The 23,773-nt window shown below is 67.6% G+C and carries 24 protein-coding genes; 14 read left to right on the top strand and 10 right to left on the bottom strand.

Annotated elements, in window-relative coordinates:
• Positions 1-85: 85 nt before the first annotated feature.
• Positions 86-901, top strand: coding sequence for an MBL fold metallo-hydrolase (locus ACFVWG_RS14085; RefSeq protein ID WP_391543636.1), 816 nt, complete (start codon positions 86-88; stop codon positions 899-901).
• On the opposite strand, the gene ACFVWG_RS14090 is transcribed toward ACFVWG_RS14085, so the two are convergent.
• The gene (locus ACFVWG_RS14090; protein ID WP_391543637.1) at positions 898-2,127 is read right to left on the bottom strand and encodes a glycosyltransferase; all 1,230 of its coding nucleotides are present in this window, start codon (positions 2,125-2,127) and stop codon (positions 898-900) included. The two genes, ACFVWG_RS14085 and ACFVWG_RS14090, sit on opposite strands and share 4 nt — an antisense overlap.
• A complete protein-coding gene (locus ACFVWG_RS14095) occupies positions 2,124-3,248 on the bottom strand; it encodes a glycosyltransferase family 4 protein (protein ID WP_391543639.1) in 1,125 nt (374 codons plus the stop codon). The genes ACFVWG_RS14090 and ACFVWG_RS14095 overlap by 4 nt, the downstream gene beginning before the upstream one ends.
• A gap of 195 nt (positions 3,249-3,443) precedes the next feature.
• On the opposite strand from ACFVWG_RS14095, the gene ACFVWG_RS14100 reads away from it, so the two are divergent.
• Both ACFVWG_RS14100 and ACFVWG_RS14105 read left to right on the top strand, forming a co-directional pair.
• Positions 3,444-3,737 carry a toxin-antitoxin system HicB family antitoxin gene (locus ACFVWG_RS14100; RefSeq protein WP_391543640.1) on the top strand — a complete coding sequence of 98 codons (294 nt, stop codon included), beginning with the start codon at positions 3,444-3,446 and terminating at the stop codon, positions 3,735-3,737.
• Positions 3,738-4,172, top strand: a complete 435-nt coding sequence (locus ACFVWG_RS14105; protein WP_391543641.1) for a type II toxin-antitoxin system VapC family toxin — start codon at positions 3,738-3,740, stop codon at positions 4,170-4,172.
• A 5-nt stretch (positions 4,173-4,177) separates the two neighbouring features.
• Here ACFVWG_RS14105 and ACFVWG_RS14110 read toward each other — a convergent pair whose 3' ends face one another.
• Entirely contained in the window at positions 4,178-4,618 is a 441-nt protein-coding gene (locus tag ACFVWG_RS14110) for a type II toxin-antitoxin system VapC family toxin (protein ID WP_391543642.1), read from the bottom strand.
• The gene (locus ACFVWG_RS14115) at positions 4,605-4,835 is read right to left on the bottom strand and encodes an AbrB/MazE/SpoVT family DNA-binding domain-containing protein (protein WP_391543643.1); all 231 of its coding nucleotides are present in this window, start codon (positions 4,833-4,835) and stop codon (positions 4,605-4,607) included. The genes ACFVWG_RS14110 and ACFVWG_RS14115 overlap by 14 nt, the downstream gene beginning before the upstream one ends.
• 119 nt (positions 4,836-4,954) lie before the next feature.
• Here ACFVWG_RS14115 and ACFVWG_RS14120 point away from each other — a divergent pair, with 119 nt between their 5' ends.
• A complete protein-coding gene (locus tag ACFVWG_RS14120) occupies positions 4,955-6,535 on the top strand; it encodes a methylmalonyl-CoA mutase (protein ID WP_391543644.1) in 1,581 nt (526 codons plus the stop codon).
• 170 nt (positions 6,536-6,705) lie between these two features.
• Here the strand turns inward: ACFVWG_RS14120 and ACFVWG_RS14125 are convergent, their stop codons facing one another.
• Complete coding sequence (locus ACFVWG_RS14125; RefSeq protein WP_391543645.1) at positions 6,706-6,870, bottom strand: hypothetical protein; 165 nt, start codon at positions 6,868-6,870, stop codon at positions 6,706-6,708.
• A gap of 65 nt (positions 6,871-6,935) precedes the next feature.
• The gene (locus ACFVWG_RS14130) at positions 6,936-8,117 is read right to left on the bottom strand and encodes an amidohydrolase (RefSeq protein WP_391543646.1); all 1,182 of its coding nucleotides are present in this window, start codon (positions 8,115-8,117) and stop codon (positions 6,936-6,938) included.
• 272 nt (positions 8,118-8,389) lie between these two features.
• Between ACFVWG_RS14130 and ACFVWG_RS14135 the strand changes: the two genes are divergently transcribed.
• The 6 genes from ACFVWG_RS14135 (at position 8,390) to ACFVWG_RS14160 (ending at position 15,641) form a co-directional block, all read left to right on the top strand.
• Entirely contained in the window at positions 8,390-9,469 is a 1,080-nt protein-coding gene (locus ACFVWG_RS14135) for a BMP family protein (protein WP_391543647.1), read from the top strand.
• Positions 9,470-9,554: 85 nt separating this feature from the next.
• Positions 9,555-11,105 (top strand): ABC transporter ATP-binding protein, encoded by a 1,551-nt coding sequence (locus ACFVWG_RS14140; protein WP_391543648.1) that lies wholly within the window; start codon positions 9,555-9,557, stop codon positions 11,103-11,105.
• Positions 11,106-12,299, top strand: coding sequence for an ABC transporter permease (locus tag ACFVWG_RS14145; protein WP_391543649.1), 1,194 nt, complete (start codon positions 11,106-11,108; stop codon positions 12,297-12,299). It begins immediately after the preceding gene.
• Positions 12,296-13,582 carry an ABC transporter permease gene (locus ACFVWG_RS14150; protein WP_391543650.1) on the top strand — a complete coding sequence of 429 codons (1,287 nt, stop codon included), beginning with the start codon at positions 12,296-12,298 and terminating at the stop codon, positions 13,580-13,582. Before ACFVWG_RS14145 ends, ACFVWG_RS14150 begins: the two co-directional genes overlap by 4 nt.
• Positions 13,583-13,977: 395 nt before the next feature.
• The gene (locus tag ACFVWG_RS14155; protein ID WP_391543830.1) at positions 13,978-14,370 is read left to right on the top strand and encodes a cytidine deaminase; all 393 of its coding nucleotides are present in this window, start codon (positions 13,978-13,980) and stop codon (positions 14,368-14,370) included.
• On the top strand, positions 14,367-15,641 hold the full coding sequence (locus tag ACFVWG_RS14160; protein WP_391543651.1) for a thymidine phosphorylase: 1,275 nt from the start codon (positions 14,367-14,369) through the stop codon (positions 15,639-15,641). The genes ACFVWG_RS14155 and ACFVWG_RS14160 overlap by 4 nt, the downstream gene beginning before the upstream one ends.
• Before the next feature lie 164 nt (positions 15,642-15,805).
• Here ACFVWG_RS14160 and ACFVWG_RS14165 read toward each other — a convergent pair whose 3' ends face one another.
• The 4 genes from ACFVWG_RS14165 to ACFVWG_RS14180 all read right to left on the bottom strand — a co-directional run bounded on the left by ACFVWG_RS14165 (position 15,806) and on the right by ACFVWG_RS14180 (position 18,913).
• Complete coding sequence (locus ACFVWG_RS14165; protein WP_391543652.1) at positions 15,806-16,432, bottom strand: hypothetical protein; 627 nt, start codon at positions 16,430-16,432, stop codon at positions 15,806-15,808.
• A 60-nt stretch (positions 16,433-16,492) separates the two neighbouring features.
• The gene (locus ACFVWG_RS14170) at positions 16,493-17,089 is read right to left on the bottom strand and encodes a uridine kinase (protein WP_391543653.1); all 597 of its coding nucleotides are present in this window, start codon (positions 17,087-17,089) and stop codon (positions 16,493-16,495) included.
• 76 nt (positions 17,090-17,165) lie between these two features.
• On the bottom strand, positions 17,166-17,954 hold the full coding sequence (locus ACFVWG_RS14175) for a phosphotransferase (RefSeq protein ID WP_391543654.1): 789 nt from the start codon (positions 17,952-17,954) through the stop codon (positions 17,166-17,168).
• 5 nt (positions 17,955-17,959) lie between these two features.
• Positions 17,960-18,913: a sugar-binding transcriptional regulator gene (locus tag ACFVWG_RS14180; protein WP_391543655.1), complete on the bottom strand. Its 954-nt coding sequence runs from the start codon at positions 18,911-18,913 to the stop codon at positions 17,960-17,962.
• A gap of 118 nt (positions 18,914-19,031) precedes the next feature.
• On the opposite strand from ACFVWG_RS14180, the gene ACFVWG_RS14185 reads away from it, so the two are divergent.
• The 4 genes from ACFVWG_RS14185 to ACFVWG_RS14200 all read left to right on the top strand — a co-directional run bounded on the left by ACFVWG_RS14185 (position 19,032) and on the right by ACFVWG_RS14200 (position 23,771).
• A complete protein-coding gene (locus ACFVWG_RS14185) occupies positions 19,032-20,423 on the top strand; it encodes an ABC transporter substrate-binding protein (RefSeq protein WP_391543656.1) in 1,392 nt (463 codons plus the stop codon).
• Positions 20,424-20,515: 92 nt separating this feature from the next.
• Positions 20,516-21,466, top strand: a complete 951-nt coding sequence (locus ACFVWG_RS14190; RefSeq protein WP_391543657.1) for a carbohydrate ABC transporter permease — start codon at positions 20,516-20,518, stop codon at positions 21,464-21,466.
• 8 nt (positions 21,467-21,474) lie between these two features.
• On the top strand, positions 21,475-22,308 hold the full coding sequence (locus tag ACFVWG_RS14195) for a carbohydrate ABC transporter permease (protein ID WP_391543658.1): 834 nt from the start codon (positions 21,475-21,477) through the stop codon (positions 22,306-22,308).
• Entirely contained in the window at positions 22,305-23,771 is a 1,467-nt protein-coding gene (locus tag ACFVWG_RS14200; RefSeq protein ID WP_391543659.1) for a mannitol dehydrogenase family protein, read from the top strand. Before ACFVWG_RS14195 ends, ACFVWG_RS14200 begins: the two co-directional genes overlap by 4 nt.
• Positions 23,772-23,773 lie beyond the last annotated feature (2 nt).

Consider the following 23,773-nt stretch of genomic DNA (forward strand, 5'->3'; position numbering starts at 1 on the left):
CCCTCGACGGCTGACCCTGACGTGTTCTTGACTTCAACTGGACTTGAGGGTCGAGAGTCTGGGCACCAACTGAGGGGAGATTACGGTGAGCTTCTGGATCTGTGCGACCTGTGCGGTGGAGCACTCCGAGCAGGTTGAGGTCTGCGCGATCTGCGCCGACGAGCGGCAGTGGGTACCGGCCGACGGTCAGCACTGGACCACGTTGGAAGAGCTGTCTGCGGCGGGCACGTCGGTAGCCGTCGAGGAGGTAGAGCCAGGCCTGTACGGCGTGACGTCGAAGCCGCCGGTGGGGATCGGGCAGCAGTCGATGCTGGTGACAACTGCCGAGGGCAACCTTCTGTGGGACCCGATCGGCTATGTGGATGATGACGCCGTACGGCGGATCCGGGAGCTCGGCGACGTGGTCGGGATCGTTGCCAGCCACCCCCATATGTACGGCGTCCAGGTCGAGTGGAGCCACCGGCTGGGGGATGTGCCGGTCTATGTTTCCGAACCGGACGCTCATTGGGTGGCTCGGCAGGATGCGGTCATCACGCCATGGACCGGCGTGCTGAAGCCGTTGCCGGGAGTAACCGTCATCCAGCCTGGCGGTCATTTCCCGGGGAGTGCGGTCGTGCACTGGGCAGATGGTGCCGAGGGCAAGGGAGTCGTGCTGTCCGGCGACACGATCTTCGCGAACCCGGACCGCGCCTCGGTGGCCTTCATGCGCAGCTACCCGAACCGCATTCCGCTGTCCGGGGCTGTCGTCGACCGAGTGGCGAAGGCATTGGACCCGTACGAGTTCGACCGGCTCTACAACAACTTCGGCTCGGTCATCCCGGTCGACGCCAAGGCCGTCGTACGGCGTTCTGCTGATCGCCACATGGCCTGGACCAGCGGCGCGAACGACCACCTCACCTAGGCAGCGATGCGGGACTGGGCGAGTCGGGTGTGGAGGGCGAGCATGTGGCGGATGCAGGTGTCCCAGTCGTAGAGCTCGGCCCGGCGACGGGCTGCGGCTCGGCGGCCGGGGACCTGCGCCAGCTGGAGTACGGCGTCAGCCAGGGCAGCCGGGTTGGCCTGGCCCCAGCGGCCACAGGTCTCGTCGACCAGCTCGCGGGCGCCACCCGTGTTCGCGGTGACGACCGGCGTACCGGCGGCGAGAGCCTCCAGTACGGCGAGGCCGAACGTCTCGCCCGGGCAGACCGACAGGGCGATGTCCGCCTCGGCCAGATGCGTGGCCAGCTTGTGACGACCGTCGACGTACCCGTGGAAGGTGATCGGCGCCGAGCCGGCGATCTCGAGCAGCTCGTCGAGGTGCGGGCCGGTGCCGTACACATCCATCTGCAGCTTCACACCGCGCCGGTGCAGCTCGGCAGCGGTGGCGACCGCGAGGTGCGGGCTCTTCTCGCGGGACAGCCGACCGGCGTGCACGAGCTTCAGTACGCCGTCATCTGCCGGCTGGCCGAGTGACGGGTGGAAGGTCTCCAGGTCGACGCCGAGCGGGATCCGGACGAGTGGCGTGGTCACGTCGTCGAACTCGGCTGCGGCGTACCGGGACGTCACCACGACCGCGTCGTACGTGCGGCTGAGGATCTTGTAGAGCGCGGCCACCGTGGCGACCACATGCAGCTGGCTGGCCTTCACGCCCTCGGCTCGCCGCTGGACGCTCTCGCCGGTCCAGCGGCTGGTGTAGGTGGTGACCTCGCCGAGCATCCGGCCGGGACGCAGTACGTCGTGCCCGCCCAGCTGACCGGGTCGCGCTGCACCGAGAGCCAGCATCGCGTCGAGGCGCTCGTGGCTGAACAGGACGGTGCCGATGTCGTTCTTGCGCGCCCAACGCGCCACCGGGAGCAGTGTCGACTTGTCGGAGATCTCGACGGTGGTCGGCTGGAACTTCTTCAGTACGTCGATCACGTTCCATGGCGTGGTGATCAGCCGGTAGCCGCCACTCACCTTCGGCGCCTTCACCCGGACGACCGTGCCGAACTCGGTCTCGACGATCGCGTCCCGCTCGCCTGGAGTGATGACGATCCGGTCCGCGCCGGCATCGACGTACCCCTGACCGATGTGCTCGATCGCGGTCCGCATCCCGCCCGAGGTCGGTCCGACGAAGTTCGCGAGTTGAGCGATCCGCAGGCTACTCACGCGACCCGCCGTACGGCGGCCGCATCGCGGAGGACCTGGGCGTAGTGCCGGTCGACCAGGTCGTCGACCACCGCCGGCCAAGTGCGCGACTGGACTCGCTGGAGGCCGCTGGCCGCCATCCGGCCGCGGGCCTCGGGGTGGTCGAGCAGGGTCTTGACGGCGGTGCGCAGCGAACCGGCCTCGCCTGGTTCGAAGAGAAGACCGTTGACGCCGGGGTGGATCAGGTCGAGCGGACCGCCGGCGGCCGGGCCGACGGTGGCGACGCCGGAGGCCTGCGCCTCCTGGATGGTCTGGCAGAAGGTCTCGTGTTCACCGGTGTGCACGAAGACGTCCAGCCCGGCGAAGATCGAGGCCAGGTCAGCGCCCCGGCGCATCCCGAGGAAGGTTGCCTGCGGCAACGCATGCTCCAGCGAGGCGCGGTCCGGCCCGTCGCCGACGATCACGATCCGGCAGTCCAGATCGGTCAGCTCGGCCAGCCGCCGTACCTTCTTCTCCGCGGCCAGCCGGCCGACGTACCCGACGATCGGCTTGCCGTCCGGGGAGATCTCGCGGCGCCAGCTCTCGTCGCGGTGCTGCGGGTCGAACAGGTCCAGGTTCACGCCGCGGCCCCAGTGGTAGACCCGCGGGACGCCGCCCTGCACGAGGGCCTCCACCGACGCGGTCGACGGTGCCAAGGTGCGGTCGGCGCGCGAGTGCGTCCGCCGTACCCAGCGCCAGATCCCGCGGTCCGCGGCGGCGAACCAGGGGTACTGCCGGGCGAACCCGGCGATGTCGGTCTGGAAGATCGCGACCGTCGGCAGCCCGAGCCGGCGCGCCGCGCGCAGCCCGTAGGCGCCGATGATGAACGGCGAGGCCAGGTGCACCAGATCGGGCTTGAACTCGGCCATCGCCCGCTCGATCGAGGGGTCCGGCAGCCCGACCGGGAACTCCTTGTACCCCGGTGTCCGGAAGCTCCGCGCCCGGATCACCTGCACGTCGCCGTAGCTGTCGGGGCCCGGTCCGGGCGCGATGATGAGCAGCTCGTGCCCGCGGGCCCGGAGCCGGTCGGCGACATGGCGAGCCGTGTTCGCCACGCCATTGATCTGCGGCAGGAAGGTCTCGGCAACCATCACGATTCGCACACTTCGGAGGTTCCCCACCGCGCATGAACCCTCGGCGACGTGTCCGTGACACGTTGTGGATTCCCTGTCGACGCCTTCAAGGACGCTTGATGTCTGCCCGGTGACGTGCGGGCGTCACGTCGCTGCCAGAACGCGAACGGGCGGGGACAGCAACAGGTGATAGCACGATTCGAGTTGGATTGATATCATGCACCCATGAGACAGCTGCTACTTCGTGTACCTGACGACCTGCATGCCAGGTTGACGGCTCGCGCCCAGGAACAGGGGCGGTCGGTCAATGCGCTGGCGACTGAACTCCTCGACCACGTGATCGAGGAAGACGCTGCCTCGTTACGACGACGGCTGCGAGCCAAGGCCCATCAGTTGGGGGTGCTGGCGGAACCGCACGCGCCGCGCCGGCTGCTGTCTCCGGCTGAACGGCGAGCAGCGCTCGATTCGGCGCGCGGGTTGGGACAAGTGGTCGACGAGATCATGGAAGACGGCCGCTGAATGGTCATCTATGTCGACTCGTCCGTGCTGGTACGCGCTTACCTGCCGGACGAAGACGGGCACGCGGCCGCAAACGATCTGTTGGTCGGCGAGGATGCGTTGGTGACGTCCACCTGGACGCTGGTCGGGGTCACCAGCGCTCTGACGCGTGCAGCCCGTGGTGGTCGTGCGAACCTGGATGACCTCCTGGCGGCGTTCGAGGCGGACACGGCGGTTGACGGCCCGGTCACTCTGCTCCGCCCGGACGCGGTGGCGGTCGAGGCGCGGGCGGTCGAGATCGTTCGCGAGTATGCGATCAGGTCATTGGATGCGTTGCACCTGGCGGTGGCCGAGCTGGCCGCGTTGCCGCTGGCGTCGCCGGAGTCCTGCGGATTCGCCAGCCGCGACTCGGCTCAGGCGGAAGTGGCGGCCAAGCTCGGCTTCCTGGTGCTCTGAAGGCCTCAGCTGTTCGGGGTGATGAGGCTGAGCGAGGGAAAGTAGGTGCGGTAGCGCATGGCATCCCTGGTCAGCAGGCGGTGCCCGGCGACCGCGGCGTGTGCGCCGATGTAAAAGTCCGCCAGCGGCGATCGCCGGGAGCCACCGCGCTTGCGGTAGGCGAGGTACGCCTTGCCCGCGAGGAAGCCCGCCTCGAACGGCAGCGGCTCGCGACGGATTCCGCTCTCGTCGAGTGTGTCGTCCAGCTCCTCGATCGATGCGAAGTCGACCGACACCTCGGCGTACACGATCGCGTTGATCACCAGGGGTCCGTCATCGGCCGCGTTGGCCAGCGCTTCCTCGGACCAGTCGGCCCACTGCGGATCATTCGTGGTCAGGTCGAGGATCACGCATGCGTCCACCAGCGTCGTCGGCCGTCGGACGACGCTCAGGTCAGTCCTCGCCACGAAGCAGGTCCATGATCTGGTCGGTGCTCATCCCGCTGGAGCCCCGCCCCCGCAACCGGCTCGCAACCTGCCGGCCCTGCGACCGACTGTTCCTGCCCCTGACGACATGCACGACATTGCCGCGGATCACGAACTCGACCTCGTCCCCCTCATGCAGCCCGAGGTGCTCCCGGACCTCGGTGGGGATCGTCACCTGCCCCTTGGCCCTGAGCTTCATCGATGCCTCCTCGGTAGGAATCCGACGAGTAGGAATCCTACCCTCATCCGCGCCGTAGTGCCCGATCTCACGGGGGTGGTGCATACCAGTGGAGGGGTGGTTGCGCCTACGGTGGGGAGATGAGTCATCGCAGTGAGTCCGGGTTCGAGTTCGCGCCGGTGTACGACGCGGGCACGCTGGACGGGTTCGATCCCGCGGAGAAACTGGGGGAGCCGGGGAAGTTCCCGTACACCCGGGGTGTCTACCCCACCATGTACACCCAGCGGCCGTGGACGATGCGCCAGTACGCCGGGTTCGGGACGGCCGCGGAGTCGAACCAGCGGTACCACCAGCTGATCGACGCGGGGACCATGGGACTGTCGGTGGCCTTCGACCTGCCGACGCAGATGGGGTACGACTCCGACGCCCCGATCGCGTCCGGTGAGGTCGGCAAGGTCGGGGTGGCGATCGACTCGATCGACGACATGCGGATCCTGTTCGACCGGATCCCGCTGGACCAGGTGTCCACCTCGATGACGATCAACGCGCCGGGCTCGGTGCTGTTGCTGCTGTACCAACTCGTCGCCGAGGAGCAGGGCGTCGCCGGTGAACAGCTCACGGGGACGATCCAGAACGACGTACTGAAGGAGTACATCGCGCGGGGGACCTACATCTACCCGCCGAAGGAGTCGCTGCGGCTGATCAGCGACATCTTCGCGTACTGCAAGGCGGAACTGCCGCGCTGGAACACGATCTCGATCTCCGGCTATCACATGGCTGAGGCGGGAGCGACGCCCGCGCAGGAGATCGGGTTCACGCTCGCGGACGGGATCGAGTACGTGCGGGCGGCGATCGCGTCCGGACTGGATGTCGACGAGTTCGCACCGCGGTTGTCGTTCTTCTTCGTGGCGCGGACGACGCTGCTCGAAGAGGTCGCGAAGTTCCGCGCCGCGCGTCGGATCTGGGCGCGGGTGATGCGGGACGAGTTCGGCGCGAAGAACCCGAAGTCGCAGATGCTGCGCTTCCACACGCAGACCGCGGGCGTGCAGCTGACCGCCCAGCAACCCGAGATCAACCTGGTCCGGGTCGCCGTGCAGGGGTTGGCCGCCGTACTGGGCGGGACGCAGTCGCTGCACACCAACTCGTACGACGAGGCGATCGCCCTACCGACCGAGAAGGCCGCGCGGCTGGCGCTGCGAACGCAGCAGGTGCTGGCCTACGAAACGGACATCACCGCGACGGTCGATCCCTTCGCCGGCTCGTATGTCGTCGAGGCCCTGACCGACAAGGTCGAGGCGGAAGCCGTCGAGCTGATGAACCAGGTCGAGGAGTACGGCGGTGCGGTCGCCGCGATCGAGAAGGGCTTCCAGAAGCAGGAGATCGAGCAGTCGGCGTACCAGATCTCGCTCGAGATCGACTCGGTCGAGCGCGTCGTTGTCGGCATGAACAAGTTCAAGATCACCGACGAAGAACCCTACGAGCCCCTCCGCGTAGACCCCGCCATCGAAGCCCAGCAGGTGGCCCGCCTGGCCACCCTCCGCGCCGAACGCGACCAGGCCGAGGTGGACGAAGCCCTGGCCGAGCTGAAGAAGGCCGCCGAAGGCACCGACAACTGCCTCTACCCGATGAAGCGCGCCCTCAAAGCCCGAGCCACCGTAGGCGAAGTCAGCAACACCCTCCGCGAAGTCTGGGGCGTCTACGTCCCCGCCGACACCTTCTAAGGACACCGCACACAGACACCGCTCCGCGGCGGCAGTTCTTTGCGCCTCCGGCGGGAGCTCCGCGTCGTACGGGCTCAGGTTGTCGGAGCGGACCTGTGCCACTCACCAAGTACCGCACTCGCCTGCCCAATAAGCCGAGCCAGGCGTGAAAGCCGGCGGTCGATCGCGACTTACTGAGTGTCTGGCGTCCGCCTCTGCTCGGAGGCCAACTCGCGACGGAGAGCGTCGTTAACCCACGCGCTCACGCTCGCCGCCCGCCCAGCAGCCACGGCGGCGCGGGCAGCCTCGATCAGAGCTCGGTCGACCGTCACCGACAACTTGTGCTTCGCAGCCATGCCGTCATCTTCCTCCGCTGTTGCGCGACGCGCTCGCCGCCGGGCAGGCAGCCGCGGAGCGGGGGCTAGTCGAGGAGGGCGGCTGAGGTGAGGAGGGTGGTGGCTAGGGAGATGGACTCTTCTGACGGGTCGAAGGTGGGGGTGTGGAGGTCGCCTGTGGTGTCGAGGGTGGGCGGGCGGACGCCTAGGCGGGCCATGGCGCCGGGGACGTGTTCGAGGTACCAGGCGAAGTCTTCGCCGCCGAGGGACTGATCCGTGGGGGCGATCGCGCCGGCTCCTAGCGTTTGCTGGGCGGCGGAGCGGAAGACGTCGATGGCGGTGGGGTCGTTCATGACCGGCGGGACGCCGTGGGTGACCTCGGTGTCGACCTGGACGCCGTACGGGGCGACCAACTGGTTGGCGAGTTGGGGGATGAGGTCGGCGGCTTGGCGCCAGGCGTTGACGTCGAGGCAGCGGAGGGTGCCTTCGGCTTCGCCTCGGGAGGGGATGGCGTTGGCGGCGGAGCCGGAGGTGATGCGGCCCCAGACGAGCGACATGCCGGCTCGGGGGTCGACGCGTCGCGACAGCGCGGCCGGGAGTTCGGTCACCAGGGTGGCGAGGGCGTAGACGAGGTCGCCGGTGAGGTGCGGGCGGGAGGTGTGACCGCCGGGTCCGCTCAGCCGGACGAGGATGCGGTCGGCCGCCGCGGTCAGCGCGCCGACACGCAGGCCGACCTGACCAACCTGCAGGCGCGGATCGCAGTGCACGCCATAGATCCGTCGTACGCCGTCCAGTCCGCCCGCCGCGATCACGCCGAGCGCACCACCCGGCATCACCTCTTCGGCCGGCTGGAAGATAAGGCGAACCCGGCGGTCCAATGCGCCGTCACGAGCCATCCCGGCCAGCACCAGCCCGGCACCGACCAGACCCGCGGTGTGGATGTCGTGCCCGCAGGCGTGCGCCACGCCGTCGATCGTCGACCGCCAGGGAGCCTCGACGCCGTCCGGTACGGGCAGCGCGTCGATGTCGGCGCGCAGGGCGACACACGAGTCGCCGGAGCCGATGTCGCAGATCAGGCCGGTCCCGGTCGGCAGGATGCGCGGGGAGAGCCCGGCGTCCTTCAGTACGCGCTCCAGGACCTCGGTGGTCCGGACCTCGTGCCAGCCGAGCTCGGGGTGGGCGTGCAGATCACGCCGCAGGTCGAGCGTGGTCTCGCGCACCTCCTCGACCCGCGCGAGGACGTCGGCGACCAGCAACTGATGACTCATGCCCGCGATTGTGACATGAGCCCTGAATCGTTCACCCACTGTTAGCGCGACACACGGTGAGCGCAACCACGGAGCGTGCGCAGTGTGACCGCTGCCAGGCGCTCGGTGATCGCGCCGCAGGAGTTGCGGAAATGTGACGAAAGCGCCGGTCACTTTCCGGTATCGAGGTCAACTTGGCGTTCTAACTAACACGGGCCGCCCCTATAGTCTGCGGATGGCACGCAGGGGCAGGCGTGCGGGCCAACAGTCTGGTACGACGAAGGAGACGTCCGGTGAAGAAGTTCGTGCGGGGAACCGCGATTGTGGGCGTACTGACGCTCGCCGTTGCCGCTTGTGGTAGCAAGCCGACGGAAAGCGGGACGAGCGGAGGCTCGGACAACAAGGCGTTCAAGGCCTGCATGGTCTCCGACTCGGGTGGTTTCGACGACAAGTCGTTCAACCAGACGTCGTACAAGGGTCTGCAGGACGCGGTGAAGGCCAAGGGCCTGACCGAGGTCAAGGCCGAGTCGAAGTCGGACAACGACTACCCGACCAACATGACCGCGATGGTCGCGGCCAAGTGCAACGTGATCGTGGCCGTCGGCTTCAAGCTCGAGGACGCGACCGACAAGGCCGCGAACGCGAACGCGGGCATCAAGTTCGCGATCGTCGACTCGGCGCCGGCCAAGCCGATCGCCAACGTGAAGCCGCTCAGCTTCAACACCGCGCAGGCCTCCTTCCAGGCCGGCTACCTGGCCGCGGCGATGTCCAAGTCCGGCAAGGTCGGTACCTTCGGCGGCCTCAAGATCCCGCCGGTGACGATCTTCATGGACGGGTTCGCCGAGGGCGTGGCGTACTACAACAAGCAGAAGTCGAAGAACGTCACCCTGCTCGGCTGGGACGAGACCAAGCAGGAGGGCCTGTTCACCGGTGACTTCGAGGACAAGGCCAAGGGCCAGAACAACGCCCAGAACCTGATCACGCAGGGCGCGGACATCATCTTCCCGGTGGCCGGCCCGTCGGGTCTGGGTGGTCTGCAGGCCGCCAAGGCCAGCAACGGCAAGGTCAACGCGATCTGGGTCGACACCGACGGCTGCGAGTCCGCCGCCGAGTACTGCTCGGTCCTGATCAGCAGCGTCAAGAAGGGCATGGACGTCGCCGTTCAGGACGCGGTCACCTCGGTCGTCGACAACAAGTTCGACAACAAGCAGTTCATCGGCACGCTGGAGAACGGCGGCACCGGGCTGGCTCCGTTCCACGAGTTCGACAGCAAGGTCCCGGCCGAGCTGAAGACCGAGCTGGACCAGATCAAGACCGACATCATCGGCGGCAAGATCACCATCACGTCCAAGGCGCAGCCGCAGGCGTCCTGACCACCGCGTAGTACGGTGCGAGCCAGGAAGGCAGACCACACGGTCGCCTTCCTGGCTCTCGGTCTGAAATGAGAGAGGCTGCAGGATGCATCTCGAGCTGTCCGGCCTGACGAAGAGCTTCGGCTCGCTGGTCGCCAACGATCACATCGACCTGGTCATCGAACCGGGCGAGATCCACTGCCTGCTCGGCGAGAACGGGGCCGGCAAGAGCACGTTGATGAACATGCTCTACGGGCTGCTGCAGCCCGACTCCGGCGAGATCGTGATCGACGGCGACAAGGTCAAGATCACCTCACCGAGCGACGCGATCAAGCACGGCATCGGCATGGTGCACCAGCACTTCATGCTGGTCCCGGTCTTCACCGTCGCGGAGAACATCATGCTCGGCCGGGAGAACACCCACCCGGGCGGCGTACTGGACCGCAAGAAGGCGAACCGGCTCGTCACCGAGCTCTCCGAGCGGTACGGGTTCGAGGTCGACCCCGAGGCGCTGGTCGAGGACATCCCGGTCGGAGTCCAGCAGCGGGTCGAGATCATCAAGGCGCTGACGAACGACGCCAAGGTGCTGATCCTGGACGAGCCGACCGCGGTGCTGACGCCGGCCGAGATCGACGAGCTGATCACGGTGATGCGCCAGCTCAAGGAGAACGGCACCTCGATCGTCTTCATCACCCACAAGCTCAAAGAGGTCAAGGCGATCGCGGACAAGATCACCGTGATCCGCCGCGGTAAGGTGGTCGGCCAGGCCGAGCCTTCCGCGACCGAGGAGGAGCTGGCCGAGCTGATGGTCGGCCGTGCGGTCGACCTGGTCGTCGACAAGGAACCGGCTCAGCCCCAGGACGCCGTACTGCGCGTCACCGGTCTGACCGTGATCGACGAGCGTGGCTTCACCGCCGTCGACAACATCGACCTGGAGGTCCGGGCCGGCGAGATCCTCGCGGTGGCCGGCGTCCAGGGCAACGGCCAGACCGAGCTCGCCGAGGCGCTGCTCGGCCTCACCCCGATCGCCGCCGGCAGCATCACGCTGGACGGTCAGGAGCTGACCGGGAAGTCGACCCGGCACCGACTCGACGCCGGCATCGGGTACGTCCCGGAGGACCGTGGGCACGACGGCTTCGTCGGCTCGTTCACGGTCGCCGAGAACCTGGTGCTCGACCTGTTCCGCAACGCGCCGTTCGGCAACGGGCTGGCGCTGAACACGGACGCGATCGACGAGAACGCACGCGCCCGGGTGGACGAGTTCGACATCCGCACCCAGGGCATCGGCCTGACCGTGTCGTCGCTGTCCGGCGGCAACCAGCAGAAGGTCGTGCTCGCCCGCGAGCTGTCCCGGCCGCTGAAGCTGCTGGTCGCCTCGCAGCCGACCCGCGGTGTGGACGTCGGCTCGATCGAGTTCCTGCACAGCCGGATCGTGCAAGAGCGCGACCAGGGTACGGCGGTCCTGATCGTCTCGACCGAGCTGGACGAGATCGCGGCCCTGGCCGATCGGGTCGCGGTGATGTACCGCGGCAAGGTGGTCGGCGTCGTACCGGCCGACACCCCCCGCGACGAGCTCGGCCTGATGATGGCCGGCGCCTCCAAGTCCGAGGCGCACGTCGTCGCGATCGAGAACCCGACCACGTTGGGAACCATCTAGATGAGCACTGAAACAGCACCGGCCCCAGTGCAGCGGCCGGTCAAGGTGTCGCGGTCCGGGCTGCCGTCGTGGGCGGTCCAGGGGCTGGTCTCGCTCAGCGCGATCGTGCTGGCGCTGCTGGTCGGCGCGATCCTGATCATCGTCGGCGACGACGACGTGAAGACAGCGGTCGGGTACTTCGGCGCGGCGCCGATGGACACCATCTCCGCGGCGCTCTCGGCGGTCGGCGAGGCCTACAAGGCGCTCGCGGTCGGCGCGATCGGCGGGATCGACCCGATCAGCGAGTCGCTGACCCAGGCCACCCCGCTGATCTGCGGCGGCCTCGCGGTCTCGCTCGCGTTCCGGACCGGACTGTTCAACATCGGCGCCCAGGGCCAGCTGATCATGGGCGCGGTCCTCGCCGGGTACGTCGGATTCGCGTGGCACCTGCCGCCGGTCCTGCACCTGATCGTCGCGATCGTCGCCGGTCTGATCGGTGGCGCCATCTGGGGCGGTGTGGTCGGCCTGTTGAAGGCCCGTACCGGCGCTCACGAAGTGATCGTCACGATCATGCTGAACTATGTGGCGATCTATCTGCTGCAGTGGTTGCTCACGACAACGACGTTCCAGCGGCCCGGCCGAGCTGACCCGATCTCACCGGTCGTCGACGCCAACGCGCAGTACCCGCAGTTCGGTGACACCCGGCTGCATCTCGGCTTCCTGCTGGCGCTGGTCGCCGCGGTCTTCGTCTGGTGGCTGCTCAACAAGTCGACGATCGGTTTCGAGCTCCGCGCGGTCGGTGCGAACGCGGACGCCTCGAAGACAGCCGGTATGTCGGTCGGCCGGGCCTACGTGATCGCGATGGTCGTCGCCGGTGCACTCGCCGGCCTCGCCGGGACGCAGCAGGTCCTCGGTACCGACCTGCCGCTGACCGACGGCGTGGCCGCCTCGGTCGGATTCGACGCGATCACCGTCGCGCTGCTCGGCCGCGGTACGCCGCTCGGCACCGTGCTGGCCGGTCTGCTCTTCGGTGCACTGAACGCGGGTGGTCTGCAGATGCAGCTGATCACGCAGACCCCGCTGACGCTGACAACGGTGCTGCAGGCAACGATCGTGCTGTTCGTGGCGGCTCCCGCACTGGTCCGCTCGGTCTTCCGGTTTTTGCCGAAGGATCCCGGATCCGGGACCATCCTCGCGAAGGGTTGGAACGGATGAGCTCCTCGACGGTTCAGGACGCCGTACCGGCCGCCGCTCCGGTGGCGATCGAAGCACCGGCGGACCGCGTTCGCCGGTTGCGCGTCGGCGGTCTGATGCTGGTCTTCGCGCTGATCGGCCTCGGTCTGGCGATCTTCACCAAGAGCGGCAAAGCGACGTTCCAGCTGGTCTCCGGCGATCTGACCGGCAACCTGCTCGGTCTGCCGGCCAAGCCGGTCGCGTTGCTGCTCGGTGCCCTCGGCGTCCTCGCCGCGGTCGCCTACGTACTACGCCGGGTCCCGCAGAAGTGGTCCGGCTGGCTGGCCGTCGTACTGGGCGTCAGCTTCATCGGCGCCTTCCTGTGCTGGGCCGCGGCCGGCAAGACCTTCCCGCTGGCCAACCAGTTCCAGGGCACGCTGAACTTCGCCACCCCGCTGATCCTCGGCGCGCTGGCCGGTGTGCTGTGTGAGCGGGCCGGTGTCATCAACATCGCGATCGAGGGGCAGTTCCTGGTCGGCGCGTTCACGGCGGCGGTTGTCGCCAGTACGACGGGAAGCCCGGTCGCGGCGTTGATCGCGGCAGCGGCGTCCGGCGTACTGATGGCTCTGCTGCTCGCGGTGTTCTCGATCAAGTACCTGGTGAACCAGGTGGTGCTCGGCGTCGTCCTGGTCGTGTTCGCGACCGGCGTGACGGGCTTCCTGTTCGACCAGTTCCTGCAGGAGGACGCGGCGCACCTGAACACGCCGGACGTGCTGTCGGCGGTGAAGATCCCCGGACTGGGTGACATCCCGTTCATCGGACCGATCCTGTTCAACCAGACCGTGCTGGTCTACCTGACCTACATCGCGGTCGCGATCGTCACCTTCGTGCTCTTCCAGACCCGCTGGGGCCTCCGGGTCCGCGCGGTCGGCGAGCACCCGAAGGCGGCCGACACCGTCGGTATCCGGGTCAAGCGAGTCCGGTACTCCGCAGTGCTGTGGGCCGGCGTCCTCGCCGGGCTCGGTGGCGCGTTCTTCACGGTCGGGTACGCCGGTTCCTTCGCGAAGGAGATGACCGCGGGTAACGGCTTCATCGCGCTGGCCGCGTTGATCATGGGCCGCTGGCACCCGATCGGCGCGATGGTCGCGGCCCTGTTCTTCGGCTTCGCCACCCAGCTGCAGTCCCAGCTCCAGATCATCCAGACCCCGATCCCCGGCGAGCTCCTGCTGATGGCCCCCTACCTGGCCACCATCATCGCGGTCGCCGGCCTGGTAGGCCGAGTCCGAGCCCCCAAAGCAGACGGCGAACCCTACGTCACCGAGTAACCCCACCCCGCCCCCCGCCCCCCCGCCCCTTTGCCCCGCCCCACCCCGCCCCACCCCCGATCCCATTTGGTGGGCTGGCCCATCCCGTTGTGGGTGGGCGAGCCGCATGCGGTGGGCAGACCCACACTCGCATGGGTCAGCCCATCAAATGGGGATCGGTGGGACCACCAAGCATGGTGGTCGAGGTAGAGCGGCCCTGAGCCGGTGGGCAGTCCCGGGCGTTTGGTGGGCTGGCCTATCCGGTTGTGGGTGGGCTAGTCGCATGCGGTGGGCGGACCCACATTCGCGTGGGCCCGCCAATCAAATGGGGTGGGTGGGCCCATCAAATGGGGGTTCGGTGATGGGGCGGGTGGCGGGTTGTGGGAAGGAGGGGGGTTGTGGGGGATGCTGGGGTGGTGGATGTGGATTGGAAGGTACTGCGGGAAGCCGCGGTGGAGGCGATGGGGCGGGCTTATGCGCCTTATTCCGGGTACGCCGTGGGGGCGGCGGGGCTGGTGGAGGACGGCAGGGTGGTTGCCGGGTGCAACGTGGAGAACGCCTCGTACGGGTTGTCCTTGTGCGCTGAGTGTGGACTGGTTTCGGAGCTGCACCGGACGGGAGGTGGGCGCCTGGTCGCGTTCACCTGTGTGGATCAGCACGAGGCGTTGCTGACGCCGTGCGGGCGGTGCCGGCAGTTGTTGCACGAGCACGGCGGGCCGGACCTGCAGATCGAGACGGCGACCGGGAGCCGGCCGTTGCGTGAGTTGTTGCCCGAGGCCTTCGGGCCCGAGTTTCTGGAGGAGAAGTGAGCTTCGACGCGGTCGACGTGATCCGTACCAAGCGGGATCGCGGTGAGCTGAGCGACGGGCAGATCGACTGGGTGATCGACGCCTACACGCGCGGCGATGTCGCCGACGAGCAGATGTCGTCGCTGGCGATGGCGATCCTCCTGAACGGGATGAACCGCCGCGAGATCGCCCGCTGGACCGCGGCGATGATCGCCTCCGGCGAGCGGATGGACTTCGCGAAGCTCTCCCGCCCGACCGCCGACAAGCACTCCACCGGCGGGGTCGGTGACAAGATCACGTTGCCGTTGGCGCCCCTGGTCGCGGCCTGCGGCGTCGCCGTACCGCAGCTGTCCGGTCGCGGCCTCGGTCACACCGGTGGCACGCTGGACAAGCTCGAGTCGATCCCGGGCTGGCGAGCGGCGCTGTCGAACGACGAGATGATGCGGCAGCTCGAGGACGTCGGGGCGGTCATCTGTGCGGCTGGTGACGGGCTCGCGCCGGCGGACAAGAAGCTGTACGCGCTGCGCGATGTGACCGGCACTGTCGAGGCGATTCCGCTGATCGCCAGTTCGATCATGAGCAAGAAGATCGCGGAGGGTACCGGCGCGCTGGTGCTGGACGTGAAGGTCGGTTCGGGCGCGTTCATGAAGGACCTGGCCGATGCCCGCGAGCTGGCCGAAACGATGGTTGCTCTCGGCACCGATGCTGGGGTGAAGACCGTTGCCCTGCTCACCGATATGTCGGTGCCGCTCGGGCTGACCGCCGGAAACGCTGTGGAGGTTCGCGAATCCGTTGAAGTACTGGCGGGTGGCGGACCTTCGGACGTCGTCGAGCTGACGATCGCGCTCGCGGTCGAGATGCTCGCCGCTGCTGGAGTGACGGATGTCGATCCGGCGGAGAAGCTGCGTGACGGTACGGCGATGGACGCGTGGCGCGCGATGATCTCGGCTCAGGGTGGTGACCCGGACGCCGTACTGCCGGTCGCTCCGGAGCAGCACGTCGTACCGGCCCCTGCTTCTGGGGTGCTGTCCAAGCTGGACGCGTTGGCGGTCGGCGTGGCGGCCTGGCGTCTCGGGGCCGGTCGGGCGCGTAAGGAGGACCCGGTCTCGGCGGTTGCCGGCGTGGTGATGCACGCGAAGCCGGGTGACACGGTCACGGCCGGTCAGCCGTTGCTGACGTTGCACGCTGACGACTCGAGCCGTTTTGAGCGTGCGCTGGAGTCGTTGGCCGACGCGGTCGAGGTCTCAGCGTCGTACGAGGCTGGGCCGCTCGTGATCGACCGCATCGGCTAGAAGCAAGCGGAAGCCGGCGGGCTCAGGCGCCACTGACGCCGGCCCACGCCACCAGTGGTGGCCGGAGACACCTTCCGTTGGCCGGAGACCTCATGCCACAGGTCTCCGGCCATATCTCCCTGTCTCGGGGCAGCAGTGGTGGCCGGGGCTAACGCGAGCTGGGGTTAGCTGGACTTGCTGGTTAGGCGGGCTCGTTGTTGGGCGGCCAGGGTGGTGATGAGGGCGGTGTCTGGGTGGACCGTCGTACCGAGGGGGGCTGACTGGCGCACGGTCAGGAGGGCTACCAGGGAGCCGGCTACGACGCTGGCTTCGGCTGTGGCCTCGTTCTTCTCGGTACCGGCGTCGTAGGCGGCGTGGGCGTTGCTGAGGGCGCCGGGAACGCGGAAGGGGTGGGTTCGGGACTCTTGGCGCCAGAAGCCTTCTTGCAGGGCCTTTGCCTTGGCCGGGGATTCCGCTTTGAAGAGCTGGATGATGTAGCGCTTCTTCTTGTCGGGGCTCAGCCGGGTGGCGCGGTAGCCCTCGGCGAAGCCGGCGTTGAGGAGGAGGGCTCGGTCCAGGGCGGGTTCGGGGGAGTAGCTCTCGAGGTAGGTCTCGGTGCTGAAGGGGCCCGTGGTGTTCTTCGGGTCGGCGATGAAACCGGTCGGGAGGACGATCAGGCCGGCCAGGGCGCTCTTGGCGGTTTGGTCGACAGCGGAGCTGGGAGCGGGCGCATCGGCAGGGCGCACGGCGGCGCCCGCGTCACTGCCACAGGCGGTTGCACCGAGCAGCAGGGCGGTCACGACGGCGGCCATACCAGGAGCCGATCGGTTCACAAGGCCCATCCGAGCAGGCGCAAGTGAACAAAGACCGAACTATCTCTGTGATTCGGCCAACAGTGCAGCGATCCGTCGGCGCGCCGCCTTGGGAATCATGGGTTCGCAGCCTGCTTCGACACAGCGGCGAACGACCTGCGGGTCGTCGCGCAGGAGCAGGAGGCCGCGGCGGAGCAGCGTGAACGGCGGTTTGCGGTGCTCGCGGAGGTCCCGCTGGAAGCGGCGGGCGAACGTGACCAAACGGTGATGCCGGACGCAGATGGCGGCGGCCAGCAGACCGCGATCCTTCAGGGCACTGGTGATCTGGTCGGCAAAGATGCCCTCGGCAATGATCAACGGTGAGCCCTGGGTGCTGAACTCACGGTGACCGACGGTCCCGTCGGCGGAGATCTCGTAGATCGGCAGATCCGCCTGACCGGTCTTGCAGAGCTGTTCGAGAGCGGCGACGGACCGGTCGCCGTCCCAGGAGGCGGGGTCGTCCCAGTCGACGATGCCGAGCGGCGAGCGGGGCATCGCCTCGTCGTCACCGTCACGGTAGAAGTCGTCCAGCCGCACGACCGGTAGCCCGGTCAGCTCCGCCAACCGCGACTTCCCGGCCCCCGACGGCCCGGCCAGCAACACCACACGCGAACTCACCCGCCCATTCTCCGCCACCACCCGGTAACACCGGAGCCCACCCACCGATAACCAGGTGTGCCAAAGCTGAAAGCGGCTATCGCAGCAGAGCGTCCTGTAGTGCCTGGGCCTGGCGAGTGAACCATGCGTCAGTGCGTGCGGTCAGGGCGGCTTCGCCGGTGGTCCAGCGTTGGTGGAACCAGGGGTGCCCGGTCTCGGAGCCGCGGCGGACGTAGTCCATACACCAGACGTGATTGTCGGCCGTTGCCGCGACGAGCCGCCGGCGATCAGCCTCGTCCAGTCCGTAGGTGTCCGCGAAGCGACGCAGCCGACTGAGCACACGACCCCGCCGTACGTCGTGAATGTCGTCCTCCGGCCGTAGCGGAGCCCACAACCGGATGGCCGCGGCCACGTCCCACAACGCCGACCCTGGTCCGGCCAGGTCGAAGTCGATCAGGGCGACCGCGACGCCGTCCCGGAACACGATGTTGTCCAGGTTCGGGTCGTTGTGGCTGACCGTCCCGTCCACGTACGCCGCCGGCACCGGCTCGGACCATTCGAAGTCCGCGGACGGAAACCCGGCGATCGCCGCGTGGTACTCCCGCAGCAGCACGGCCACGCTGTCCAGCGCGGAGTCCGTCATCGCCCAGGCCGGGTACGGCGGAGTGACCGTCTCGCCCGGTAGGTACGTCAGCACCTCACGCCCCTGCGCATCGACGTCCAGGAACCGCGGCGCACCCTCGAATCCCACCTCCGCGAGATACCGCAGTACGGCGTGAACAGCGGGACTGCTCGCGCGCAGCGGCCGTCGTACCGTGTCGCGAACCCGTACGACGAGCCCGCGGTTGGCCGTTCCACCGAGCAGAGGAGTTTCCACCTCGCTCATTGTGGTCAGTCCACTGCGTCGAGCAAAGCCCTGGCCAGTGGACTGTGGGTGACAATGCCGTTCACCAGGCCGCTGCGAACCGCCGCGCGCACCGCCTCGACCTTGCCCAGACCGTACGGAATCGCGATCACCTCGTCGATCGCGTTCATCTGCTCGGCGTTGATCGCGATCACCCGGTCGGTCACCTTGCTCTGGACCGGCACACCCTTCGCGTCGACGAACACCCCGGAGATGTCCGCCACCACGCCGCGCTTCTGCAGTTGCTCACACGCGTTCTCGTCCATCGCGTCGTACAGAGTGGACTGACCGGGTGCCCAGGAACCCAACCCCACAACGGCTTTGGTGACCGCGTCGAAGTGCCCGATCGCCTCGGCGACCTCGGGCTGCTGCCGCAAGGCGCGCGCCGTGGTCGCATCCGGAACCACCAGCGGGGCATAGAACAGGTACGCCGGTCCTCCGGACAACCGCGCGGTGTGCCGCACCAGCTCCACCGAGTTCGCCTCGACATCAGGACGCGTCAACGCACCAGTGAGCTGTACGACGGGGACCGCGGCGAGCGAGGTGAGCTGATCGGTCATCGCCGTGACGGCGCGCGCCCAAGCAAGCCCCAGTACGTCGTCCGCCGTGACGATCTCGGTGAGCAGCTCCGCGGCGGCCTTGCCCAGCTGGAGTCGCAACGCGGCCGGGTCGTCCTCGGGGGTGTCCACGACGATCGCGCGACGCAGGCCGAAGGTCTCCTGGAGGCGGGCGGACAGGTCGAGATCGACGTTGCCCGGGTGGCTGATCTCGATCCGCACCAGACCGCTGCTGCGGGCCTGGTCGAGCAGCCGCGCGACCTTGAACCGGCTGAGCCGGAACTCGTCGGCGATCTCCACCTTGGACCGGCCGTCGACATAGTACCGGCGCGCGATCGACGCCGTCAGCACCAGCTGGGCCGGTCCCCCCGCGATGGGCTCCATCACACCTCCCAAGACAAGTCGCTCATATGAGCAGAGCCGTGCACCAGTGTTGCACAGACTCTTGACAGGTCAACCCCCGTTCCGATTCACTCGGGGCAGTGAGCAGAGGCATGCTCAAATGAGCAGACCAGCGAAGGAGTGGCTTGTGCTGGGACAGCGCAAACGCGTCGGGGCCATCGGTGTCGCACTTCTGGTGAGTGCGGTCAGCGGTTGTGCCGGCTGGGGTGGTGGCGCCGGCGGTGGCGGCGCGGACAGCATCAACGTGCTGATGGTGAACAACCCGCAGATGGTCGACCTGCAACAGCTGACCGCGGACAACTTCACCAAAGAGACCGGCATCCACGTGAACTTCACGGTGCTGCCGGAGAACGACGTCCGGGACAAGATCAGCCAGGAGTTCTCCAGCCAGGCCGGTCAGTACGACGTCGCGACCCTGAGCAACTTCGAGATCCCGATCTACGCCAAGAGCAAGTGGATCGCCCCGCTGTCGGACCACATCGCGGCGGACCCGAAGTTCGACCAGGACGACATCCTGAAGCCGATGACGCAGTCGCTGTCCGGTGAGGACGGCAAGGTGTACGGCGAACCCTTCTACGGCGAGTCGTCGTTCCTGATGTACCGCAAGGACGTGCTGGCGGCGAAGGGCGTCACGATGCCCGCCAAGCCGACCTGGGACGAGGTTGCGGACATCGCCGCGAAGGTCGACAAGGCGCAGGCCGACATGCGCGGGATCTGTCTGCGCGGTCAGCCCGGCTGGGGCCAGATCTTCGCCCCGCTCACGACCGTCGTGAACACGTTCGGCGGCACCTGGTTCACGCAGGACTGGCAGGCGCAGGTGAACTCGCCGCAGTTCACCGCGGCGACCAAGTTCTACGTCGACCTGGTCCGCAGCCACGGCGAGGCGGGCGCACCGCAGGCCGGCTTCACCGAGTGCCTGAACAACCTGATCCAGGGCAACGTCGCGATGTGGTACGACGCGACCTCGGCCGCCGGATCACTCGAGGCACCGAACTCACCCGTCAAGGGGAAGATCGGCTACGCCCCGGCCCCGGTCAAGGAGACCGACAGTTCCGGCTGGCTGTACGCGTGGTCGTGGAGCATCCAGCAGGCCAGCAAGAAGCAGGACAACGCGTGGAAGTTCATCTCGTGGGCGTCCAGCAAGGAGTACGAGCAGCTCGTCGGCGACAAGCTCGGGTGGTCCCGGGTCCCGGCCGGCAAGCGGGCATCGACGTACGAGAACCCGGCGTACCTGAAGGACGCGGCGGCCTTCGCGGCGCCGACCAAGGCGGCCATCGAGACCGCCGACCCGAAGAACCCCGGAACGCAGCCGCGGCCGGCCCTCGGGATCCAGTTCGTCGACATCCCGGAGTTCCCGGACCTCGGCACCCAGGTCAGCCAGGACGTGAGCTCGGCGATCGCCGGGCGGATGAGTGTGGACGAAGCGCTGAAACGCGGGCAAGTGCTCGCCGACGACGTCGCCGAGCGGTATCGCTCGCGCGCGGCGAAGTGAGGGGAGTGAGCCATGAATGAGCGCAGCGAATTCATCATTGAGCACAGCCTGCTCCGTGTCTTGTCGGCGCCCGGAGCGAAGCGAGGACGTCGATGAGCATTGACACCAAAGCGAGTCCTGCGGTGAAGCCGAAGCACTCCGGTGGCGAGAAGTCGCTGATGCGCGCCACCGGCGACTGGGCCCGGCGGGCGCCGCTGATGCCGGCGCTGATCTTCATGATCGTCGTGACCCAGTTGCCGTTCGTGGTCACGCTGATCACGTCCTTCATGGACTGGAACGCGTACTACCCCGACGAGCGCGGGTTCGCCGGGATCGACAACTTCCGCCGCGTGCTCACCGACGCGAACACCCGGCACGCGATCTGGGTGACGATCCTGCTCACGGCGGGCGTCGTACTGATCAGCCTGTTGCTGGGGCTGGGGATCGCGCTGCTGCTCGACCGGAAGTTCCGCGGCCGCGGTGCGGTCCGGACGATGATGATCACGCCGTTCCTCGTCGTACCGGTGGCGGCCGCGCTGCTCTGGAAGCACGCGCTGTACAACCCGTCGTACGGGCTCTTCAACGGATTGCTGAAGGGGATCTTCGGGGACAACGCCCCACAGCCGGACTGGATCAGCAACCAGCCGTTGTGGTCGATCATCTTCGCGCTGGTCTGGCAGTGGACGCCGTTCATGATGCTGATCCTGCTGGCCGGGCTGCAGAGCCGGCCGCTGGACGTGATCGAGGCGGCCGGGATCGACGGTGCGAGCCAGTGGGACATCTTCCGCTACATGACGCTGCCGCACCTGCGGCAGTACCTGGAGCTCTCCGCGCTGCTCGGCTCGATCTACGTGGTGCAGAACTTCGACGCGGTCTTCACGATCACGTCGGGCGGCCTCGGTACGGCGAACCTCCCGTACACGATCTACCAGACCTTCTACACCGCTCACGACTACGGACGCGCCTCCGCGGCCGGCGTCATCGTGGTGATCGGCACGATCGCGATCGCGACGTTCGCCCTGCGGTCGGTGTCGACGCTGTTCCGAGAGGAGACCGGCCGATGAGCGGTGGCGTGACGATCGTTACTGGCAAGAAGAATCGGGGCGGTGGGTTCGTCCTCAGTGGGCTCGCGTGGGTCGTCGGCCTGCTGTTCGTGATGCCGGTGCTGTGGATGCTGCTGACCTCGTTCCACTCCGAGGAGGACGCGGCCAAGAATCCGCCGGACATCGCGGCCCCGTTGAGCCTCGGCGGCTACAAGGCGTTCTTCGACACCGGACCCTGGCCGTCACTGGCGAACTCGTTGACGGCGAGTGTGCTGTCCACACTGCTCGTGCTCCTGCTGGCGTTCCCGGCCGCGTACGCGCTGTCAATCCGGCCGGTTCGTAAGTGGACCGACGTCCTGTTCTTCTTCCTGTCCACGAAGATGCTGCCGGTGGTGGCCGGTCTGCTGCCGATCTACCTGTTCGCGCAGTCGGTCGGGTTCCTGGACAACATCTGGCTGCTGATCATTCTCTACACCTCGATGAACCTGCCGATCGCGGTCTGGATGCTGCGTAGCTTCCTGTCCGAGGTTCCGGTGGAGACCCTCGAGGCGGCCTCGGTCGACGGCGCGTCGTTGACCAGGACGCTACGGTCCGTGGTCGCGCCGGTCGTGACACCGGGGATCGCCTCGGCGGCGCTGATCTGCTTCATCTTCAGCTGGAACGAGCTGCTCTTCGCCCGGGTGCTGACCGGCACAGTGGCGCAGACGGCGCCGGTGTTCTTGACTGGGTTCGTGACCAGCCAAGGATTGTTCCTCGCCAAGGTGTGTGCCGCGTCGATCGTGGTCTCGCTGCCTGTGTTGATCGCCGGCTTCGCGGCCCAGGACAAGCTCGTCCAGGGTCTGTCGCTGGGGGCGGTCAAGTGACCGACCTGAACACGGCCGCGTTAGGGGCCCTTGGCAAGGAGATCGCGGTACCGGCTTATGACCGTACGGCGGTCCGCCCGGGCATCGTGCACTTCGGGGTCGGCGGATTCCACCGGGCCCACCAGGCGATGTACCTCGACGCGCTGATGAACGACGGCAAGGCGCTCGACTGGGGCATCGTCGGTGTCGGCGTACTGCCCCAGGACAAGCGCATGTACGACGTGCTATCCGCGCAGGATCACCTGTACACCCTGGTGATCAAGCACCCGGACGGGACCCTCGAGCCGCGGGTGATCGGCTCGATCGTGGACTACCTGTTCGCGCCGGACGACGCCAACGCCGTACTGGATCGTTTGGTGGATCCGTCCACGCGGATCGTCTCGCTGACGATCACCGAGGGCGGGTACCACGTGAACCAGGTGACGGGGGAGCTGGACACGTCCGACGCCGGGCTGGCCGCCGACCTCGAACCGGGTGCGACGCCGGGGAGCGCGTTCGGGTTCGTGGTCGAGGCGCTGGCCCGGCGACGGGCGGCCGGGGTCCCGCCGTTCACGGTGATGTCGTGCGACAACATCCCGGGGAACGGGCATGTGGCCAAGAAGATGCTCGCGGCCTTTGCCCGGTTGAAGGATCCTGCGCTCGCGGATCACTTGGAGAATGAGGTCCGGTTCCCGAACTGCATGGTGGACCGGATCACGCCGGTCACCACCGATGCCGACCGCTCTGCGTTGTCTGAGCGGTTCGGGATCGAGGACGGCTGGCCGGTGGTGTGTGAGCCGTTCACCCAGTGGGTGCTCGAGGACGACTTCGGCGGTGAGCGACCGGCGTACGAGGAGGTCGGCGTTCAGATCGTCGACGACGTCGAGCCGTACGAGTTGATGAAGCTACGGCTGCTGAACGCGTCGCATCAGGCGCTGTGCTACCTCGGGTATCTGTCCGGCTACCGGTATGCGCACGAGGTGTGCCAGGACAAGCTCTTCATCGACTTCCTGCTCGGCTACATGACCGAGGAAGGGACGCCGACGCTGCCGCCGGTGCCTGGGGTCGACCTCGATCGGTACCGGCATCAGCTGATCGAGCGGTTCGCGAATCCGGAGGTCAAGGACACGCTCGCGCGGCTGTGCGCGGAGAGTTCGGACCGCATCCCGAAGTGGCTGGTCCCGGTGATCCGCGAGCAGCTCGCGGCCGGCCGAGAGATCAAGCGCTCGGCGCTGGTTGTCGCGTCGTGGGCCCGGTACGCCGAGGGTGTGGATGAACAGGGCGAGCCGATCGAGGTGGTTGACCGGCTGCGCGACAAGCTCGTTGAGCGGGCGCAACACAACCGCGAGGACCCGCTGGTGTTCATCTCGGACCCCGATCTCTTCGGGGATGTCGCCTCGGACGAGCGGTTCGTGACGACGTACAAGGCGGCATTGCAGTCGCTCCACGAGATGGGCGCGCGGGCGACGCTCGAAGCGCTTTAGGG

The sequence above is a fragment of the Kribbella sp. NPDC058245 genome, from assembly GCF_042882005.1.
Classification (GTDB): domain Bacteria; phylum Actinomycetota; class Actinomycetes; order Propionibacteriales; family Kribbellaceae; genus Kribbella.